General features: G+C 71.7%; 19 protein-coding genes. 9 read left to right on the top strand and 10 right to left on the bottom strand.

The genetic code is table 11. The annotated features are described in order from the left end of the window. Window positions 1-5 precede the first annotated feature (5 nt). The 3 genes from IU476_RS12135 to IU476_RS12125 are packed head-to-tail and all read right to left on the bottom strand — an operon-like array spanning window position 6 to window position 2,050. Window positions 6-674, bottom strand: coding sequence for a class I SAM-dependent methyltransferase (locus IU476_RS12135; RefSeq protein ID WP_195099564.1), 669 nt, complete (start codon window positions 672-674; stop codon window positions 6-8). A gap of 47 nt (window positions 675-721) precedes the next feature. Then, entirely contained in the window at window positions 722-1,129 is a 408-nt protein-coding gene (locus IU476_RS12130) for an MmcQ/YjbR family DNA-binding protein (protein ID WP_195099563.1), read from the bottom strand. 9 nt (window positions 1,130-1,138) lie between these two features. Then, window positions 1,139-2,050 (bottom strand): LLM class F420-dependent oxidoreductase, encoded by a 912-nt coding sequence (locus tag IU476_RS12125; RefSeq protein WP_195099562.1) that lies wholly within the window; start codon window positions 2,048-2,050, stop codon window positions 1,139-1,141. 127 nt (window positions 2,051-2,177) lie between these two features. Here IU476_RS12125 and IU476_RS37030 point away from each other — a divergent pair, with 127 nt between their 5' ends. Further along, window positions 2,178-4,454, top strand: coding sequence for a LuxR C-terminal-related transcriptional regulator (locus IU476_RS37030; protein ID WP_195099561.1), 2,277 nt, complete (start codon window positions 2,178-2,180; stop codon window positions 4,452-4,454). Between the two features lie 3 nt (window positions 4,455-4,457). Here the strand turns inward: IU476_RS37030 and IU476_RS12115 are convergent, their stop codons facing one another. Continuing rightward, window positions 4,458-4,979, bottom strand: a complete 522-nt coding sequence (locus tag IU476_RS12115; RefSeq protein WP_195099559.1) for a DinB family protein — start codon at window positions 4,977-4,979, stop codon at window positions 4,458-4,460. Between the two features lie 122 nt (window positions 4,980-5,101). Here IU476_RS12115 and IU476_RS12110 point away from each other — a divergent pair, with 122 nt between their 5' ends. From IU476_RS12110 to IU476_RS12100, 3 genes are all read left to right on the top strand, one after another. Beyond that, a complete protein-coding gene (locus IU476_RS12110) occupies window positions 5,102-6,142 on the top strand; it encodes a glycoside hydrolase family 172 protein (RefSeq protein WP_195099557.1) in 1,041 nt (346 codons plus the stop codon). 25 nt (window positions 6,143-6,167) lie between these two features. Next, the gene (gene xylB / locus IU476_RS12105) at window positions 6,168-7,568 is read left to right on the top strand and encodes a xylulokinase (protein ID WP_228823596.1); all 1,401 of its coding nucleotides are present in this window, start codon (window positions 6,168-6,170) and stop codon (window positions 7,566-7,568) included. Between the two features lie 64 nt (window positions 7,569-7,632). Next, window positions 7,633-8,322: a nucleotidyltransferase domain-containing protein gene (locus IU476_RS12100; protein WP_195099555.1), complete on the top strand. Its 690-nt coding sequence runs from the start codon at window positions 7,633-7,635 to the stop codon at window positions 8,320-8,322. Between the two features lie 3 nt (window positions 8,323-8,325). Here IU476_RS12100 and IU476_RS12095 read toward each other — a convergent pair whose 3' ends face one another. Next, window positions 8,326-9,318 carry a GlxA family transcriptional regulator gene (locus tag IU476_RS12095; RefSeq protein ID WP_195099554.1) on the bottom strand — a complete coding sequence of 331 codons (993 nt, stop codon included), beginning with the start codon at window positions 9,316-9,318 and terminating at the stop codon, window positions 8,326-8,328. Window positions 9,319-9,389: 71 nt separating this feature from the next. On the opposite strand from IU476_RS12095, the gene IU476_RS12090 reads away from it, so the two are divergent. Beyond that, window positions 9,390-10,865, top strand: coding sequence for an MFS transporter (locus tag IU476_RS12090; RefSeq protein ID WP_195099553.1), 1,476 nt, complete (start codon window positions 9,390-9,392; stop codon window positions 10,863-10,865). Window positions 10,866-11,112: 247 nt separating this feature from the next. On the opposite strand, the gene IU476_RS12085 is transcribed toward IU476_RS12090, so the two are convergent. Further along, a complete protein-coding gene (locus IU476_RS12085; protein ID WP_195099552.1) occupies window positions 11,113-11,571 on the bottom strand; it encodes a thioredoxin family protein in 459 nt (152 codons plus the stop codon). Window positions 11,572-11,659: 88 nt separating this feature from the next. After that, a complete protein-coding gene (locus tag IU476_RS12080) occupies window positions 11,660-12,499 on the bottom strand; it encodes a glycoside hydrolase family 32 protein (RefSeq protein ID WP_195099551.1) in 840 nt (279 codons plus the stop codon). A gap of 98 nt (window positions 12,500-12,597) precedes the next feature. On the opposite strand from IU476_RS12080, the gene IU476_RS12075 reads away from it, so the two are divergent. The 3 genes from IU476_RS12075 (at window position 12,598) to IU476_RS12065 (ending at window position 14,580) form a co-directional block, all read left to right on the top strand. Further along, entirely contained in the window at window positions 12,598-12,786 is a 189-nt protein-coding gene (locus tag IU476_RS12075) for a hypothetical protein (protein ID WP_195099550.1), read from the top strand. A 338-nt stretch (window positions 12,787-13,124) separates the two neighbouring features. After that, window positions 13,125-14,003, top strand: a complete 879-nt coding sequence (locus IU476_RS12070; protein ID WP_195099548.1) for a TIGR03619 family F420-dependent LLM class oxidoreductase — start codon at window positions 13,125-13,127, stop codon at window positions 14,001-14,003. A gap of 166 nt (window positions 14,004-14,169) precedes the next feature. After that, window positions 14,170-14,580, top strand: a complete 411-nt coding sequence (locus IU476_RS12065) for a hypothetical protein (RefSeq protein WP_195099546.1) — start codon at window positions 14,170-14,172, stop codon at window positions 14,578-14,580. Between the two features lie 251 nt (window positions 14,581-14,831). Here the strand turns inward: IU476_RS12065 and IU476_RS12060 are convergent, their stop codons facing one another. Together IU476_RS12060 and IU476_RS12055 are read right to left on the bottom strand one after the other, a co-directional pair. After that, the gene (locus IU476_RS12060; protein WP_195099545.1) at window positions 14,832-16,082 is read right to left on the bottom strand and encodes an erythromycin esterase family protein; all 1,251 of its coding nucleotides are present in this window, start codon (window positions 16,080-16,082) and stop codon (window positions 14,832-14,834) included. Window positions 16,083-16,191: 109 nt separating this feature from the next. Further along, window positions 16,192-16,656: a DUF6194 family protein gene (locus IU476_RS12055; RefSeq protein WP_195099544.1), complete on the bottom strand. Its 465-nt coding sequence runs from the start codon at window positions 16,654-16,656 to the stop codon at window positions 16,192-16,194. A 61-nt stretch (window positions 16,657-16,717) separates the two neighbouring features. Between IU476_RS12055 and IU476_RS12050 the strand changes: the two genes are divergently transcribed. After that, the gene (locus IU476_RS12050; protein ID WP_195099543.1) at window positions 16,718-17,431 is read left to right on the top strand and encodes a MerR family transcriptional regulator; all 714 of its coding nucleotides are present in this window, start codon (window positions 16,718-16,720) and stop codon (window positions 17,429-17,431) included. Between the two features lie 4 nt (window positions 17,432-17,435). On the opposite strand, the gene IU476_RS12045 is transcribed toward IU476_RS12050, so the two are convergent. Continuing rightward, window positions 17,436-18,362, bottom strand: a complete 927-nt coding sequence (locus IU476_RS12045; protein ID WP_195099542.1) for an RNA polymerase sigma-70 factor — start codon at window positions 18,360-18,362, stop codon at window positions 17,436-17,438. Window positions 18,363-18,430 lie beyond the last annotated feature (68 nt).

Raw genomic sequence — 18,430 nt, 5'->3', positions numbered from 1 at the left:
GGCGGTCACAGGCGGCGGATGCGGGCCAGCCAGGCGGCGGTGTCGATGATGCCGTCGTCCGACGGGCGCAGGTCGAGGGCGTCGGCCTCGGCGGCGACCAGTCCGGTGATCCGGCCGCGATACCGGCTCGGCCGCAGCTCCTCCACTTCCCAACCGGCCGCGAAGGATTCGCGGATCAAGGTGTCGCTGATGCGCGGGCCGATGCCCGGCTCGGCGGTCGACAGCGCCAGCACGTGCACGTACCCGCCCGGCGCGCAGAGGGCGTGCAGGCCGCGCACGTAGTCGGCGCGGGCCTCGGGCTCCTCACGGAACACGTGGAACAACGCGCTGTCGATGATCGTGTCGAAGACCCCCAGCGCGGCGGTCGCGGCGGGTTCGCGGCCCAGCCGCACGGCGTCGGCGACCTCGAAACGCGCTGCGGGCACGCCCTTCTCGGCGGCGTTGCGGCGGGCGTGGGCCACGGCGCTGGGCGAGAGGTCGACGCCGAGCACGTCGTAGCCGAGGCGGGTGAGCAGGATGGTGTGCTCCCCCGCCCCGCTGCCGGGGTCGAGTACGCGGCCGCGGATTCGGCCTTCGCGTTCCAGCTCGACGATCGCGGGCTGCGGCTCACCGATCACCCACGGCGCGGTGCCGTTGTCGTACACCGGGTTCCAGAACTCTGCGGTTTGCGTCATGCCGACACTGTCCACCCTCAACCACACTCGAGGTCAACAGCGTTCGGTCAGCCGTGCTCGGCTAGCCAGCGTTTCGCCCGCGCCGCCGAGGCGCGCGACAGCCACGCGTCCTGTATCACCTCGGTCAGCTCGTCGAGCCCGAGTTCGCCGATCCGGCTGCCGCGCACCAGCACCGACAGGTGACCGTCGAAGTGCGCGGTGCTGAAGAACGGCGAGCCGGGATCCTGCACCAGCGCCCGCTTGTCCGATTCCGAGGGCACCCAGATCACGATCACATCGGTGTAGCGCTCCCCGGACTCGGGGTCGAACGCATCCGGGCGCGGGGTGCGGAAGAAGACGAACGACTTCCGCCCCACCTGATAGATCGCGTTACCCTGCGGGCCGTACTCGACGGTCACGTGCGGCATCGATCCGGCCAGCTCGTGCACATCCTCCACCCGGGCGCGGCGTGCCATCACGACACCTCAATCGGCAAGTCCGGCAAGGAGTTTGCGGGTGCGGGCCGCGGCCTCGCCACCGGCGAACACGGCGCCGTAGAACTCGGTCGCGCCCGCCTCGAAGACCGCTCGGACCCGGGCCGCCACCTGCTCCTCGGATCCGATGATCGCCAGGTCGGCCGGGCCCGCGGCGCCCTCGCGGTCCATCATCGCCCGGTACGAGGGCAGCGAGCCGTAGGCGCCGAACACCTGCGCGGCCGATTCCCGCGCGCCGTCGACGTCGTCGGTGACCAGCACCGGCAGCGCGCAGACGACGCGCGGCGCCGGGCGGCCCGCCTCGGTCGCGGCGGCGGTGATGGTCGGCGCGATGTGCTCGCGAATGGTCGCGGGCCCGGTCATCCACAGCACGGTGCCGTCGGCGCGGCGGCCCGCCAGCTTCAGCATCTGCGTGCCCATGGCCGCGATCAGCACCGGCACCCGACCCTCGTTCGGGACGCTCAGGGCGAGGTTGGCGCTCAGCGTTTCGCCTTGGTACGAGACGTTTTCGCCCTCCAGCAGCGGCAGCAGGATCGACAGGTACTCCTTCATGTGCCGGGCGGGCCGCTCGAACCCGTAGCCGAACATGTTCTCGATGACGACCTGATGCGAGAGGCCGATGCCGAGGGTGAGCCGGCCGGGGCCGACCGCCAGCGCGGTGGTGCGGGCCTGCTGCGCCATCGCGCCGGGATGCCGCGGATAGGTGGGGACGACGGCGGTGCCCAGTTCGATGCCCGGCACCTGGCTGCCCGCGACCGCCAGCGCGGTCAGCGCGTCGATACCGAAGATGTGCGACAGCCACGCGGAGTCGAAACCCTCCGCGGCGGCCTGCGCCAGGTCGTCGGTGATCCGGCGCAGCGCGTCGGGTCCGGTCGGTTCGTTGAGCAAGATGCCGATCCGCACAGCGGACCTCCTCGGGTCGATGGGTCGAACACACGTCGATGAGTCGAACGCCGGATATCTGTCCGATCATCCAGCCTATGCCCGATGCGGTCCGCCGGCGCACCGCCGCGCGATAGGGTTACCGGCCATGGCGCGGCGTGTCACCGGGAACCTTCCCGCCGAGGTCACGAGCTTCGTGGGCCGCCGCGACGAGCTGGCCGCCGCGCGCCGGCTGCTGTCCTCGACCCGCGTGCTGACCCTGGCGGGACCGGGCGGCGTCGGCAAGACCCGGCTGGCCCGGCAGATCGGCCGGGCGACGGCACGGGCCTTCCCGGACGGCGTGTGGCTGGTGGAACTCGCCGATCTGCGCGACCCCGAACTGGTCACGCTCGCCGTCGCCGACGCGCTGCGCCTGCGCGACGACACCGCCGCCCCGCTGCCGCGCCTGATCGAGGTCCTCGCGGACAAGCGGCTGCTGCTCGTCCTGGACAACTGCGAGCACCTGATCGAGGCCTGCGCCGAACTGGTGGAGCGGCTGGTCGCCGGCACCGAACAGCTCCGCGTCCTCGCGACCAGCCGCGAGTTGCTCGGCATCGCCGGGGAACAGGCGCTGCCCGTCATGCCGCTGCCGGCCGCCGACCCGGACAGCGACGCGCTGCGCCTGCTGGTGCAGCGCGCCATCGCCGCCAACCCCGGCTTCGCCGCGACACCCGCCGAGACCGCGACGCTGGCGGCCGTCTGCCGCCGGCTCGACGGGATCCCGCTCGCCTTGGAGCTGGCCGCGCTGCGCCTGCGGATGTTCACCCCGCGCCAGGTGCTGGACCGGCTCGACGACACCATGGAGCTGCTCACCGCCGGACCGCGCACCGCACCGCGGCGCCAGCGCACCATCGAGGGCGCCATCGGCTGGAGCTACGACCTGTGCACACCCGCCGAACAGGCGCTGTGGCAACAACTCTCGGTGTTCGCCGGTGGTTTCGACCTGGACGCGGCGCAGGCGGTGTGCGAGTTGCCCGCGGGCGCACCGGCACTCGTCGACGCGCTCACCGGGCTGATCGACAAGTCCGTGCTCACCCCGCGCTACGACGGCACGGTCGCCAGATACTCGATGCTGGAACCCATTCGGCAGTTCGGCCACGATCGTCTGCTCGAACACGGCGGCGACCGCGCCGCGCGCACCCGCCACCGCGACCATTTCCGCGCCCTCGCCCTGCGGGGACAGCACGCCTACTGGACCGGCGACGACCTCGACTGGTTCCGGGAACTGCTCCGCGAGCACGCCAATCTCCGTGCGGCACTGCGGTTCTCGCTGGACGAAGCGCCCCGGCTGGCGCTGGAGACGGCGACGGCGCTGCGCCCGTTCTGGGAGCACTACCGGTTCCTCTCGGAGGGCTTCCGCTGGCTCACCGACGCCCTGGCGCGCGATCGCGCGCCGAGCCGGGAACGGATCCCGGCGCTGTCGTCGGCGGCCTCGCTGGCCGCGCTGCTGTCGGATCGCGCGGCCGCCACCCGCCTATGGGATGAATGTTGCGCCGCCGCAGGCGATCCCGTGCCCGCCGACCTGCGGGGCGAGATCCGGCTGGCACACGCCCTGATCGCGTTCACCGACGCCGACACCGCGACCGCGCTGACCTCGGCCGAACAGGCCGCCGCGCTGGCCCGCGACGCCGGGCAGCCATCGGTCGAAATGGACAGTCTGGCCTTCGCTTTCGTCTGCGCGACGCTGCTGGAGGACGAGCGCTCCACGGCGCTCGCGCGGCGCCTGCGAGCGGCGACCGAACGGCACGGACCGCACCTGCTGGGCGGACTCGCGCTGTGGGCCACCGGAATCGACCACTGGCGCCACGGCGACCAGGACGCGGCGACCACGCACCTGAGACAGGCGGTCGAGCGCTTCGCCCGCCTGGACCGGTGCGTCTGGCTGGCCTCGGCGTTCGACGGGCTGGCCTGGACCGCCGCCGCCCGCGCGGAGATGGAGCGGGCCGCGACGCTGCTGGGCGCGGCGGAGACGCGGCAGCGCAGCGCGGTGCGGCTGGCGGACACCCTCGTCGGCGCGGTCGGCGAGAAGACGAGCGCGCGGGTGCGAGAGTCGCTGGGCGAGAAGCGCTTCCGCGCCGCATTCGACCGAGGCGCCGCACTGCCGCTCGCGGCCGCGGTCGACTACGCGCTGGACCGGACGCCCGCGCCGCCGCCCACCGCACCGGCGCGCCGGGCGGTCCCCGACCCCGCGGCCGCCGACGTGCTGACCCGGCGGGAGAAGGATGTGGCCCGGCTGGTCGCCGACGGGCACAGCAACAAGAGCATCGCCGCCGAGCTGGTGATCTCGGTGCGCACGGCGGAGACGCACGTCGAACACATTCTCACCAAGCTCGGCTTCACCTCGCGCACCCAGATCGTGGGCTGGGCGCGCGATCACGGCGTGTAGGTGTCAGGCGCCGGTCACGCCGTCGATGCGTTCGCGCAGCAGGTCGGCGTGCCCGTTGTGGCGGGCGTACTCCTCGATGAGGTGCAGGTACACCCAGCGCAGGCTGGTCACCTCGCCCGAGCGCGGGTGCACGAAGGTGTGCTCGAGCGGGATGCCCGCGACCGCCTCGTCCACCGATGCCAGCTCGGCGCGGAAGCGTTCGAGGTCCGCGGCGGCGTCGGCGATGTCGACGTCGTCGAACTCGCCGTCGACGTTGTCGGCGGTGGAGTAGTGGTAGGCGAGGTCCTGACCGGCCGCGCGGATCCGGAACCACGACCGCTCCACGTCCGTCATGTGCCGGACCAGGCCGAGCAGCGACAGCGTCGACGGTTCGGCGCTGCGCAGCCGCAGCTGCGCGGCGGACAGGCCGGCGCACTTCGCCAGCAGCGTGTACCGGTGGTGATCCAGCCAGGATTGCAGCAGCGCCCGTTCGTCACCGGCGGTGCGCAGGCGGGGACGGTCAATCGGCGGCGCGGTCCACGACATGGGGCGACGCTAGCGCAGGCCGCGCGTCGACGCGCGCTGTTTTCCGGCGCGACAGGCCGCCGCGATCGCCGCCGTCCGCGCGAATCGCGACCACGCGGGGCGGGTCGCGTGTCAAAATCCCGATGGTGCACGAACTATGGCGGCTCGACCAAGGACGGACCCGCTCCATCAGCCCGGAGAACCCCACGGGCGCTCCGGGAGCGGGCGGGCGCGCGGCGGCCGGTACGGGGGCGCACGCGGCCGGTGATCTGGGCATCGGCTGGAAGGTGTCCCCGTCGATCCACCTGGCCCCGGGCACCACGGCCACCCTCGCCGACGTGACCGGGCCGGGTGTCATCCGGCACCTCTGGCTCACCACCGACCGCGACGTGCTCTCGGACCTGCGGCTGCGGATGTACTGGGACGGCGACGCCGAGCCCGCGATCGACGTGCCGCTGGGCGCGTTCTTCTGCAATGCCTGGGACGAGCTGGCGCTGGTGAATTCGGAGATGGTGGTGGTCGCGGCGGCCGGCGGGCTGAACAGCTTCTGGCCCATGCCCTTTCGCGCCCGCGCCCGCGTCACCCTGCACAACGCCGGCGACCGCCGGGTTCCGGTGTACTACCAGATCACCTATCTGGAGCAGGAGGTGCCGCGCTCGGCGGGCTACCTGCACGCGCGCTGGGTGCGCCGCAGTCCCCTCGGACACCCCGCGGTGCACACCATTCTCGAGGACGTGCCGGGGCCGGGCCGCTACGTCGGCACCTATCTGGCGATCGTGCCGAACTCGCCCGGCTGGTGGGGCGAGGGCGAGCTGAAGTTCTACCTAGACGGTGACACCGAGTTCCCGACGATCTGCGGCACCGGCACCGAGGACTACTTCGGCGGCGCCTGGAACTTCGACCTCGACGACTCCTACCGCACCTATTCCACCCCGTACCTGGGTTTCGTGCAGGCGCTGCCCGACGACCAGATCTACCAGCCGGGCCAGCGTTTCGGCATGTACCGCTGGCACGTGCGCGACCCGATCTGCTTCGATCGCAGCCTGCGCGTCACCGTCCAGGCGCTGGGCTGGCGCGACGACGACCGCTACCTGCCCCTCGACGGCGCCGACATCGCGACCACCGCGCTGTGGTACCAGCATCGATCGGTGACCGGCCGGCGGCATTCGGTACCGTCGCGGTGAACCGGCCGATATCGAAGGAGCGGTACTGATGTTGGTAGCCGGAGTCGACAGTTCGACCCAATCGTGCAAGGTCGTGGTCTGCGACGCGGACAGCGGGAAAATCCTGCGGCACAGCAAGGTTCCGCATCCCGACGGCACCGAGGTGCCCGCCGAGGCGTGGTGGCGGGCGCTGCGGGCGGCCCGCGACGGGTTGCTCGACGGGGTGTCGGCGATCTCGGTGGCGGGTCAGCAGCACGGCCTGGTCGCGCTCGACGCGGCGGGAGTTCCGGTGCGCAAGGCGCTGCTGTGGAACGACACCCGCTCCGCCGCGGCCGCGCGCGAGCTGACCGAGGAGTTCGGCGGGCCGCAGGCCTGGGCCGACGCGGTCGGCAGCGTGCCCCTGGCCGCGCACACGGTCGCCAAGCTGCGTTGGCTGGCCGATCACGAGCCGCAGCACGCCGATCGGGTGGCGCGCGTGCTGCTTCCGCACGACTACCTCACCTGGCGGCTGCGCGGCGGCACCCCCGATCTCGCGCCGACCACCGATCGCGGCGACGCCTCCGGCACCGGGTACTGGTCCCCGGCGACCGGCGCGTACCGGGAAGACATCGTCGCGCTGGCATTCCGCGGCCGGGTCCCCGAACTACCCCGAGTCCTGGACCCCGCGGCGACGGCCGGGCACACCGGTGACGGACTGCTGGTGGCGGCAGGCACCGGCGACAATGCCGCGGCCGCGCTGGGCCTGGGCATCGGCGACGGCGACGTGGTGGTCTCGCTGGGCACCAGCGGCACGGTCTTCACCCGCGCCGCGCGTCCCAGCGCCGACGCCGCGGGGGCGATCAACGGATTCGCCGACGCCACAGGCGCTTTCCTGCCGCTGGTGTGCACGCTGAACGCGGCGCGGGTGCTGGACCGGACGGCGGCACTGCTCGGTGTCGGCCTGCGCGAGCTGGAAACCCTCGGCAGGCAGTCTGTTCCGGGATCCGAGGGGCTGACGCTGCTGCCGTACCTCACCGGCGAACGCACCCCGAACCTCCCCGACGCCGCGGGCAGCCTGCACGGTCTGACCGTGTCCAACATGTCGCCGGAGCATGTGGCGCGCGCCGGGATCGAGGGGATGCTGTGCAATCTCGCCGACGCGCTCGACCGGTTGCGCGCCGACGGCATCGCGCCGCGCCGGGTGCTGCTCATTGGTGGAGCCGCGGCGAACCGCCTGGTCGCCGAGATCGCCGCGGAGATCTTCGAGGTCACCGTGGCCGTCCCCGAACCGCAGGAGTACGTCGCGCTCGGCGCCGCACGCCAGGCGGCCTGGGCACTCACCGGCACGACCGCGCCGCCGGACTGGGCCGCACCGCCCGCGCAGGAGTTCTCCGCTCCCGGCGAGGGTCGCGGCCGCGAGATCCGCGCGCGCTACGACGGCGTCCGCCGACTCGTCCACGGCCTGTGACGCGAAACCCGCTCGCGGTCAAGGCAACCCGGTGACGTAGGACGACATCGCCGTCGCCGAATACTTGGTCCGCGACCGCTTCCCCACCGCGCGTGCGGCCTGGCTGGGCGGCAGCACCGCCACCGGAACCGCAACGGCCACTTCGGATCTCGACATCACCGTCCTGCTCGCGGGACCACCGGCACCCTACCGGGAGTCCCTGCTGCACGACGGGCGGCCGGTCGAGCTGTTCGTGCAGACCGAGGCCTCGATGGCACACTTTCGCAGGGTCGAGGACAGTAGGCGGCGGCCCAGCACGCTACGGCTGGTCGGCCATTCGGTCGTCCTGGTCGACCGTGACGGCAGCGGGGCACGGCTGCGCGAGGATTCGCTGCGGCTGCTCGCCGCGGGCCCGAAGGCCTTGAGCGACAGTGAATTACGCGCTGGCCGCTACGTGCTGACCGACCTCCTCGACGACTTGGCGGGCGCCACCGACCCGGACGAACAGCTGGTGGTCGCCGCCGAACTGTGGCAGCGAAGCGCCGACCTGCTCCTCACCGGCCACCGCCGCTGGTCCGCCGGCGGCAAGCGCCTGCGCCGCGAACTCGCGGCCTTCGACCGCGACACCGGCAGCGACCACGCCCGGACACTGAGCGACGCCCTCCGTGCGGCGGCCACCGGCTCCCCCGCCCCCATGCTCACCGCGGTGACCGATGTGCTGAACCTGTTCGGTGGCCGCCTCTTCGACGGCTACCGCCTGGCCGGGCCGGGCTAGTTCTCAGCCGGTCACGACCTCGTGGCGGCCCGCGCGGTAGGTGCGGCGGTATTCGCTCGGGGCGATGCCCACCTCGCGGGCGAAGTGGACGCGGAGGTTGGCGGCGCTGCCCAGGCCGCAGCGTTCGGCGACGATGTCGATGGGAAGGTCGGTGGCCTCCAGCAGTTCTCGTGCGCGCAGGACGCGCTGGGTGAGGAGCCAGCGGAGCGGGGTGGCGCCGAGTTCGGCGTGGAAGCGGCGGCCCAGGGTGCGTTCGCTGGTCCCTGCCCGGCGTGCGAGATCGCCTACGGTGAGCGGTGTTTCGAGGTTTTCCAGAGCCCATTGCAGCGTCGCGGCCAGGCCGGGGTCGGCGGCCGACACCGGGACCGGGGACCGCAGATACTGCGCTTGGCCGCCGGAGCGGTGCGGCGGGACCACCATGCCCCGGGCCGCCGCGTTGGCCGTCTGCGAACCCAGATCCTGGCGAATCAGGTGCAGGCACAGGTCCATTCCCGCCATCGTGCCTGCGCTGGTGAGGATGCGGCCGTCATCGATGTACAGCACCGCCGGGTCCACCTCCAGGTGCGGGTAGCGATCCAGCAGGGCGCGCACGTGCTTCCAGTGCGTGGTGCTGCGCCGCCCGTCCAGCAGACCCGCGGCGGCGAGCACGAACGCCCCCGAGCACAGCGCCGCCACCCGGGCACCGGCCTCGTACGCGGTCCGCACGGCCTCGACCAGTTCGGCCGGCGGGTCGGCCCGCACGTCGGGGGTGGCGGGCACGATGACCGTGTCGGCGGCGATCAGGTCGTCGTAGTCGTAGTCGGTCAGCGTGACGAACGGGTCGCGCAGCGTCGCGTGCCGGGTGCCGCGCGGGCCGCACAGTCGCAGGTCGTACCAGCGTTCCGGGTCGACGCCGAGCGGCGGCTCGGCGAACACCTGGTAGGGAATGGCCACTTCGAACACGGGCTGCCCCGGGGCGACGGCCACCGCGATCGTGCCCGGACGTGCGTCGGTCATGTCGGAAATCTAGCGCATATTGGCAATTCCGCCACTCGCGGGCCGCCTTCCGTGACCGGATAGTGGCAGCCATGACCAGTTCCGTCAGCCTTCGGCCGCCGTCCGCTCCGGTCACCGCCTCCGCACGCCGCTGGCGCGTGCTGGCCGTGGCGGGCATCGCGCAGTTCCTCGCGATCCTCGACCTGTTCGCGCTCACCGTCGCCTTCCCGACGCTGCGGGACACGTTCGGCGACGCCTCGACCGGCACCGTGTCGTGGGTGCTCAACGCGTACACGATCGTGATGGCGGCGCTGCTGGTGCCCGCGGGGCGGCTCGCCGACGACACCAGCCGCAAGCGCGGATTCCTCACCGGCATAGCGCTTTTCGGTCTGGCCTCGATCGCCTGCGGACTGGCGCCGACCCTCGGGGTGCTGATCGCCGCGCGGGTCGTGCAGGCCGCCGCCGCGGCACTGCTGGTGCCGACCGGGCTGGGTCTGGTGCTGCCGGTCTTCGACGAGCGCGAGCACGCGACCGTGATGGGCATCTGGACCGCGATCGCCGCCGCCGGCGGTGCCGGCGGGCCGGTCATCGGCGGACTGCTGCTGCAAGCGGGCTGGCGGTGGATCTTCTTCCTCAACGTCCCGTTCACGCTGGTCGCCTTCGTACTCGGGCTGCGGGTGCTCCCGGAGATCCGCCGGCGCGCCGGGCGACGCCTGGATCTGCTGGGGGCGGCGCTGATCCTCGGTGCCACGGCCGCGCTGACCACGGCATTCGTCCAGGCCGCCGATTGGGGTTACACCTCCGCCGCCACACTGGGCAGTCTGGCCGCCGCGCTCGTGCTGGCGGCGTTGTTCGCGCGGCACGTGCGCCGCCATCCCGATCCGGTGGTGAGCCCGGAGGTGTTGCGGCACCGGATGTTCCGGGCCGCCACGCTCGGAGTGTTCTGCTACTACCTGGGTTTCGCGGCGCTGCTGCTCGCGGGCACGTTGTTTCTCACCGCGCAGTGGCACTATTCGGAACTGCGCGCCAGCTTCGGCATCGCGCCGATTCCGCTCAGCTGCCTGCTCGCCTCGCCACTGTCGGGCCGCCTCGTGGCGCTCGTCGGTGCCCGCGCCTCGGCCGCACTCGGCGGTGCCGCCCTGGCCGCGGGCGGGCTCTGGTGGACCGTCCTGGCCGGGATGTCCACCTCGTACGCTGCGGTGTTCCTGCCCGGCGCGATCCTCGCCGGGCTCAGCACCACACTGTTGCAGCCGCCGCTCTTCGGCGCGTCGGCGCTATTGCCTCCAGACCAACTGTCGCTGGGCTCCGGCACGCTGATGATGGCCCGCCAGACCAGTTCCGCACTGGGAGTGGCGATTCTGACCGCCATCCTGACCCGGACCGCAGCACCCGGTCTCGCCGACTTCCGCGCCGGATGGATCTACACGGCCGTAGCGGGCACGCTGGCAGCCTTCGCCGGACTCGCCTTCCGCCCCGAGAAGCGTTGCGAGGCAGTCAGAATTGAGCGTCGCGACAGCATTGCGAGACCACGCTCAGCCACCGTCACGACACGTTGCGAGGCACAGTGATCTTCCGTCACGAGAAGCATTGCGAGGCACAGTGATCTACCGTCATGACAGCATCACGAGGCACAGTGATCTACCGTCATGACAGCATCACGAGGCACAGTGATCTACCGTCACGAGAAGCATCGCGACGCACAGTGATCTACCGCCACGAGAAGCATTGCGAGATGCGCGGATCGACGGCCACGAGGAGCACTGCGCGACCGGGTTGGTGTGCGCCGTGCCGAGAAGCGGTGCAGGGCTGCGGGATTCAGCGTGTCTGGAGGCCCGGCCAGCCGTAGCGGGCGGGGCCGGACGCGAGGCCCGCGGCGCGCGGCGGGGTTGCGGGGCCCTGGGGTGTGACGCCCTGCGGCTGCTGCGCGGCCCGCTCGCGGCGCACCTCGTCCATGTCCATCCACTGGATGGACTGCACGACGTCCTCAAGTTCCGCGGAGGTCTGGAAGCCGGGCTTGGTGTAGACCAGCAGTCCCTCCCGGAAGCCCATCAGGGTGGGGAGGCTGGCGATCTGCGCGGCCGCCGTGAGCGCCTGCTCGGCCTCGGTGTCGACGGTGGCGTGCAGGATCTCCGGGTGCAGATTCGACGACTCCTCGTAGATCGGCGCGAACCGCGAGCACCAGCCACACCAGCCGGCCCAGAAGTCCACCAGCACGATGCCCCCGCGGGCGATGGTCTGGTCGAAGTTCTGCTGCGTCAAGGCGTGCGTAGGCATGCGGTCCTCCCGGTGACGCTCGGATTCGCCGACAGGCCCGGATTCTTCCACGAACGCCGGGCGTACGTCATCCACGGGCCGGGCGGCGTCAGTCCTGGAAGCGCAGGCGCGCGAGGTAGACCCCGCCCTGCTCCCAGCCCGCGTGCGTGACCCACAGCGACTCGCCGTCGTCGACGATCTCGGCCGCGTGCGCCGCCAGGTGGCCGACCTTGTCGCGGTGCCGGAAGTGCAGCGGGTCGTCGCTGCGGAACACGTCGGTGCCGACGTAGCGCGGGCGCGGCCCCACGAAGAGGTACCAGGAACCGTTGTGCCGCAACACGAACGGCGATTCGGTCGGCCCGGCCCCGGTGCCCGTGCTGGGGTCGGTGTAGGCGATGCCCCGCCCACTCCAGTGCACCAGGTCGGTGCTGGTGCGGTAGGCGACCACGTGGTGGCCGCCGCCGGGCGCGCTGGTCGCGCAGTAGTACACGACCCACCGCTCGCCGATGCGCAGCACCATCGGGTCGCGGGCGTCGTAGCCGTCGCGGAACAGCGGGCCGTGCGGGTGGCGGGTCCAGTGCCGCAGGTCGGTGGAGGTGGCGAGGTTCATCGCGGTGGCGGTGCGGTCGGTGCCGCCGCCGTCGTAGAACATGAGGTAGCGGTCCTCGGCCCGCACCACGTACGGCGCCCACAGGTGGGTTTCGCCGTAGTCCGGGTCGACGGTCAGGGCGGGCGGGAGCTCGGTCCACGGCCCCGCCAGCCGGTCGGCCGTGGCGTGCGCGAATTCGATCTCGCGCCACGGGTCGGCCGGTTCGGTGCCGGTGATGCCGAACAGATGCCAGCGGCCGTCCCCGTCGCGTATCACCGTGTGGTCGTTGATATATCGAGGCCGCGTCGCTTCCGCGCTCGGCTCGAAGATTCTCCGGAACGGCCCCGCACTCACCCGCATGCCCGTACACGGTGCCGCCCCGCCGCTCCCCGCACACGGCGACACGCCGTCACCACCGCGGCACGTGCGAGCGGCCCGAGATCGGGTAGCCGTCCGATATGAGACCTCGCCTGGGCCGGCACCCGAAGCGGACGCCGTTCTACGGAACGGTGCTGATGCTGACCGCCATGATCAGCGGGCTGTGGGTGCAGGACATCCCCTGGCTGGCGCTCCGGGTGGTCGTCTACATCGCGCTGTTCCTGATCGCCGCGGCCGGATTCCTCATGACCTTCCGCGATTACTCGTAGTCCCGAGCGCCGTCGCGACCACCCTGTTCCCGTACGAAGTCTCGCGAGCGCCCAAGTCTTACGTTCGAAAGCCGAGCGCCCAAGGCTTGCGTTCGAAAGCCGAGCGCCCAAGGCTTGCGTTCGAAAGCCGAGCTCCCAAGGCTTGCGTTCGAAAGCTCTGCGCGCCTGCATCCTCCCGTCCGAAACCATCGCACGCCCATGTCCCGCCGCCGTCCGAAGGCTTGCACGCCGCGTCGTTGCGTTCGGAAACCTTGCATACCCATAGTTTTCGAGGCTTCAGTAAGCTAATCCTGGTTCTAAATATTGAACCCGCTGGTTTTCCTGGCTAGCCTGTCGGCATGCTGGGATTCGCGCTTCCACAGTTCGGCCGGGCGGCGTACGACGACGTGGGCTACTTCGCGTCGACGGCGGAACGGTTGGGCGCGGACAGTCTGTGGGTCGGCGACCGACTGCTCGCCCCGGTGCACCCGACGGCGGGTTACGCCGGCTCGGACACCATTCCGCCGGAGTTCCGCACCTGCCTGGACCCGTTCGTCGCGCTCACCGTGGCCGCGACGGCCACCGGTACGACCCTGCTGGGCAGCAATGTGCTGGTCGCGCCGTGGTACCCGCCGGTCCAGCTGGCCAGGCAGCTGACCGGCATCGACGTGATCAGCGGCGGGCGGCTGCTGCCTGGCTTCGGGATCGGGTGGTCGCCGGACGAGTTCCGGGCGGCGGGCGCACCGTTCGCGGGCCGCGGCGCGCAACTCGACGAACTACTGGACGTCCTCGACGCGCTGTGGACCACCAACCCCGTGGAACACCGGGGCGAGCGGTGGTCCGTTCCCCCGTCGTGGATCGACCTGAAACCGGCGCAGCAACCCCGGCCGCCAATCTATTTGGGCGCCTTCACCTCTCGGGGCCTGCGCCGGGTCGGGCGGCGCGCCGACGGCTGGATGGCGGTGGTACAGGTGCCGCGAGGGCGGCACGATGTCGAGTCGCTCGCACGGCAGCGCTCGCTCATCGATGAGGCGGCGCGCGACGCGGGCCGGGATCCCGCCGACATCCACACGCATGTCCGGGTGAATGTCGCGGCGGGCAGCCGGGTCGAGCAGGTCGCCGACACGCTGGGGTTCCTGGCCGATCGCGGCTACCCCGACGCGTTCGTGGACCTGATGTTCGCCGTGTCGGGAATCGAGGAGCGGCTGGAGTGGGTGGAGCGGCTGCTGGCGCGGTGATCCGGTCCGGTGCGCCGCGCATGACGGCAGGTCGAAGGTAATTTTCGAGCGATCGCCGGTGCCGCGGGAAGCGGTGCGGGACGATGGCGGTGTGCTGCGGGAAGCGCCGCGGTGTCTTGTGATCGTGTCCGTGATCTACATCCGCTACCCAGGAGGACGAAGATTCATGGCGACAATCCGGAATTACCGACGTCCCGCCCTCGTCACCACGTCGCTCGCGGCGCTGGCCGCGGCCGCGGTGGCGACCGCCGCGCCCGCCCTGGCCGCCAACACCATCGAGATCACCGGTGTCGGCCCGGCCAATATCGGGGTGAACTACACGTGCGAGGCGTCGGCGGGCGTGACAGCCATCAAGGCCATGGCGGGTGACCCGAACGCCGACCGCCCCTCGGCGACCGGCACCGAAACCGCCGTCACCTGCGACGGCGCCCAGCAGACCGCGGTCGTCGTACTGACCGGTACCGACGGCTCCCAGGCCCCGCTGTCCGCCGGACAGCAGGTCCAGGTCCGCGTCGCCTTGGTCGACGCCAACGACATAGTCGTCAACGGGCAAGCGAACGTATTCGAGCTGCGGTAGCCCGCGGCCTTTCCGCCCGCCGACGCGCAGCGACGTTTCGCGCCCACCAACGCGCAGCGGCTCTTCCTGTCGCTGACGCGCCGCGGCGCTTTGCGCCCGCTAACCCGCTGCGGCTTTCCGCGCCCGCCGACGTGCGCGGCTTCCCTGCCCGCCGACGCGTGCGGCTTCCCTGCCTGCCGACGCGTGCGGCTTCCCTGCCTGCCGACGCGTTGCGGCCGAGAAATGCTCGGCCGCAACGCTTTGCGGATGGTCTAGCTGCGGGAGGCGGCGTCGAACTCCGGGAGCCAATGGACCGGGGTGGTCTCGCGGAAGTGGATCAGGACGTCGAAGGCGTCGCGGAGGGACGTCACTCGGATTCGGGCCTTGGCGTCCTGCGCGGGGTCGTAGACGCCGCTGATCACGCGGGCCTGGGCGGGTGCCTGCCGCCAGCGCTCGACCGCCGGGGGCGCCTCCCCGCGCAGGTCGATGTAGAAGGCCGGCAGGTCGACGGCGGACAAGGTCGCGTCGAGGAGGTCTGCCGCCGGGTCGGGCGCGGTGGCGACGCCGAGGTCACCGTGATGGAAGCCGATCGCGACCGACAGGTAGCGCGGACCGAAGTGCGCGCGCAGGTGACTGCCCCCGCCGACGAACCGTTCGGCCTCCGCGCCACCCATATCGATCGGCAGCCCGGCGGTGTGAGCTATGCCGTCCCAGTACACGATTCGCGCACCACTAGCCGCGTGCCGATCGATGATCGTCCGCGCCGCCCGATGCTCGTCCCGCCCGAACCCCCCGAGCCCGGCCACGCTGTGCTCATGGAAGTCCACGATCCGCCGCGCCCGCTCCAGAGCATCCTCGCGAGCGGTGGGCTCGGCGGTCGGGTGGGGTAGGGACTCGAGGAGGGACAGGGCGGCGCGGGCGTGTTCGGCGAACGGGCGGCCGGGGTGGATGCCCTGGTGGCGTTGGACGTGTTCGTCCACCTGGTGGGCGGTGCGGATGACCGACAGGTGGGCGTTCAGTTCGTCGAACGCGGCGGGGGCGGTGCGGCGGACGTGGTCGAGGACCGTGTCGTAGTCGGCGAGTTCCGCGGCGACCGGCTCGACGCCGAACACGCGGACCGGATCGTCGGGGTGGTCTCGGTTGAACGCGCGGATCCATTCGAGCGTCGCCACGGTCTCCGCCGTCCGCAACGGCCGCCACGCCTGGGCCAGCGCGGCTCGGACGTCCCCCGTACCAGTACGGACATAAGCGTCGATGCGCTCCCCCGAGGGCACCGAATCCTGGATAGCGAGTCCCCGAAAACCGTACTCGCGCACCAGGATCCGGAAGAGGCGGTCCCGCACACCGTAGGTCTGGGCGGAGAACCGGGTCGACTCGCCGAGTCCCACCACGGTCGCCGTGGCGAGTTCCGCGGCCAGCGCGTCCAGGTCCGCGCCGGTGTAACCGGCGTCGGTGTCCGCGACCGGCCGCGCGGCCGCCCGCAGCCAATCACCCACTGCCGCATCGGTAATCGTGGTGGTCATGCGTGCCTCCCAAGCTCTCGGTGTACCCCCACCCTCACGCCTCAACAAAGGTTGAGGTCAATCCACCGGAGAGTGAGCCGGGTCACCAGGGCCACTAGAGGCATCGGGGTTACCTTGCACGCCGCTCGTAGTGCGCGCGTGCACGCTCGTGAGCCGTGCGGAGCAGGTTCCGGAGCGGCTCGCGGGTCTTCGCGCCCGGGTTCACGACGGCCAGCCAGCCCGCGCTGCTGTAGACGGGATGCGCGAACACGGTGTCGGCGACACTGGGATCGGTCTCGTGGTCTCGAGTCTCGCGCGGGGTGTGGCCGGTCCACTCGATGAATGCCGCTCTACCCGCGTTGACGTTGACGCGGAAGGTGTCCGGCCGATCGAGACGCGATCCGTCGTCGCCGGGATAGTCCTTGGTCACGATGGTGGCGAAAGGCTGGGTGGCGGCCGGGGCCGCGCCGTCCGGGGCGTACCAGAAGAACGCGTCGCCCCAGGCGATCTCGGGGGTGCCGTCGCCGGGGCCGGGCCGCTGCGTCAGCACGCCGCCGAGCGATTCGATGTACTCGATGATCTCGTCGATACTCACGATTCCAGCGTTACATTGAAGTGCTTGTGGAGACTTACAGCGGAATGACGAGGTGAGACGGGTGGAAAGCCGCAACTCGGGGTCGCTGCGAACCGGCGACGTCGCGCGCCGGTCCGGCTATTCGGTGCAGCAGGTGCGCAACCTCGAACAGCGCGGCATCCTGCCGCCGGCGACCCGCACCGCGAGCGGTTACCGCGTCTACGACGACGCCCACGTACGGTCCGCGCTCGCCTACCGCGCCCTGGCCGCGGGCACCGGACCGGTCGAGGCCGGGGAGATCCTGCGCGCGGCCCGCGAACGGCCGCTCACCCGCATGCTCGCCCGGCTGGACGCCGCACACGCCCGGCTGGACCGCGAACGCCGCGACCTCGACCTGGCCACCGCCGCCGTCGACGCCATCACCACCGAGCCCCTCGCCGACCCCCTCCCCTCGGACGCGATGACCGTTTCCGAACTGGCGGACGCGCTCGGCCTCCGCCCCTCGACACTGCGACACTGGGAGGCGGCGGGACTGCTCACCCCCGCCCGGCACACCACCCGCGCCAGGCGCTACACCCCCGCCGATGTCCGCGATGCCCGCATCGTGCACCAACTCCGCCTCGCGGGCTACCGCATCCCCACCCTGCGCACCCTGCTGCCACACCTGCGAGACATGCGGCGCGGCAACGACATTCGCACCGCCCTGGCCGCCCGCGACGCGGACATCGAAGCCCGATCGCGGGCACTGCTCGAGGGCGCCGCCGCACTCGCCGCACTCGTGGCGCGAGAGCGTTGACGGCTCAGCGGCGCAGCACGGTCTCGCGATCCATGCGCGACAGCTTCTCCGGATTACGCACCGCGTAGAGGCCGGTGATGAGGCCGTCGTCGATGCGGACCGCCACCACCGTGTCGATCTCGCCGTCGAGCCGCAGGATCAGCGCCGGGTAGCCGTTGACCTGTGCCGGATGCAGTGCCGTCGTGTCGCGGATCCGCGCCAGGACGGCCGCCACCGTGTCGGCGCCGACCACGGGATGCAGTGCGGCCTGGCGGATTCCGCCACCGTCGCCCAGGAAGACGACGTCCGGCGCCAGCATGTCGAGCAGGCTCTGCAGATCACCCGTCGTGATCGCGCGCTGGAACGCCGCGAGGACCGCGCGGGTCTCGTCCGGGGAGACCGGCCCGCGCGGGCGGCGCGCGGCGACGTGGCCGCGCGCCCGGTGCGCTATCTGCCGCACCGCAGCCGGGGTCTTGTCGACGGCCGCCGCGATCTCGTCGTAGTCCAGATCGAACACCTCGCGCAGCACGAACACCGCGCGCTCGGTCGGCGCGAGCGTCTCCAGCACCAGCATCATCGCCATCGAGACGCTGTCGGCCAGCTCCACGTCCTCGGCCACGTCGGGCGCGGTGAGCAGCGGCTCGGGCAGCCACGGACCGACATAGGACTCCTTGCGGCGGCCGAGCGTGCGCAGCCGGCCGAGCGCCTGGCGGGTGACGATCCGGACCAGATAGGCCCGCCGGTCCCGCACCGTGCCGAGGTCGACGCCGACCCACCGCAGCCACGCCTCCTGCAGTACGTCCTCCGCGTCGGCCGCCGAGCCGAGCATCTCGTAGGCCACGGTGAACAGCAGGTTGCGGTGGGCGACGAAGGTTTCGGTAGCGGTGTCCGCGCGGTCGGCGCGTGCGGTTCCGTCGCGGTCCCCGGTGGCGGTCTCCGTCGTGCCGTCCATGGGCGACTCCTGTTCTCGCTCGACTGTGTCGCCCATCAGACGCCGGTCACCGTCGTTCTGTGACAGAC

It is taken from the genome of Nocardia blacklockiae (genome assembly GCF_015477355.1).
GTDB classification, from domain to species: domain Bacteria; phylum Actinomycetota; class Actinomycetes; order Mycobacteriales; family Mycobacteriaceae; genus Nocardia; species Nocardia blacklockiae.
This window is presented reverse-complemented; position numbering and strand designations above follow the sequence as displayed.

Excerpts from the sequence above, each read along its gene's own strand:
- IU476_RS12135 (WP_195099564.1), bottom strand. The coding sequence starts at position 674 with ATGACGCAAACCGCAGAGTTCTGGAACCCGGTGTACGACAACGGCACC.
- IU476_RS12130 (WP_195099563.1), bottom strand. The coding sequence starts at position 1,129 with ATGGCACGCCGCGCCCGGGTGGAGGATGTGCACGAGCTGGCCGGATCG.
- IU476_RS37030 (WP_195099561.1), top strand. The coding sequence starts at position 2,178 with ATGGCGCGGCGTGTCACCGGGAACCTTCCCGCCGAGGTCACGAGCTTC.
- IU476_RS12115 (WP_195099559.1), bottom strand. The coding sequence starts at position 4,979 with ATGTCGTGGACCGCGCCGCCGATTGACCGTCCCCGCCTGCGCACCGCC.
- IU476_RS12110 (WP_195099557.1), top strand. The coding sequence starts at position 5,102 with ATGGTGCACGAACTATGGCGGCTCGACCAAGGACGGACCCGCTCCATC.
- IU476_RS12095 (WP_195099554.1), bottom strand. The coding sequence starts at position 9,318 with ATGACCGACGCACGTCCGGGCACGATCGCGGTGGCCGTCGCCCCGGGG.
- IU476_RS12090 (WP_195099553.1), top strand. The coding sequence starts at position 9,390 with ATGACCAGTTCCGTCAGCCTTCGGCCGCCGTCCGCTCCGGTCACCGCC.
- IU476_RS12085 (WP_195099552.1), bottom strand. The coding sequence starts at position 11,571 with ATGCCTACGCACGCCTTGACGCAGCAGAACTTCGACCAGACCATCGCC.
- IU476_RS12080 (WP_195099551.1), bottom strand. The coding sequence starts at position 12,499 with ATGCGGGTGAGTGCGGGGCCGTTCCGGAGAATCTTCGAGCCGAGCGCG.
- IU476_RS12075 (WP_195099550.1), top strand. The coding sequence starts at position 12,598 with ATGAGACCTCGCCTGGGCCGGCACCCGAAGCGGACGCCGTTCTACGGA.
- IU476_RS12070 (WP_195099548.1), top strand. The coding sequence starts at position 13,125 with ATGCTGGGATTCGCGCTTCCACAGTTCGGCCGGGCGGCGTACGACGAC.
- IU476_RS12065 (WP_195099546.1), top strand. The coding sequence starts at position 14,170 with ATGGCGACAATCCGGAATTACCGACGTCCCGCCCTCGTCACCACGTCG.
- IU476_RS12060 (WP_195099545.1), bottom strand. The coding sequence starts at position 16,082 with ATGACCACCACGATTACCGATGCGGCAGTGGGTGATTGGCTGCGGGCG.
- IU476_RS12045 (WP_195099542.1), bottom strand. The coding sequence starts at position 18,362 with ATGGACGGCACGACGGAGACCGCCACCGGGGACCGCGACGGAACCGCA.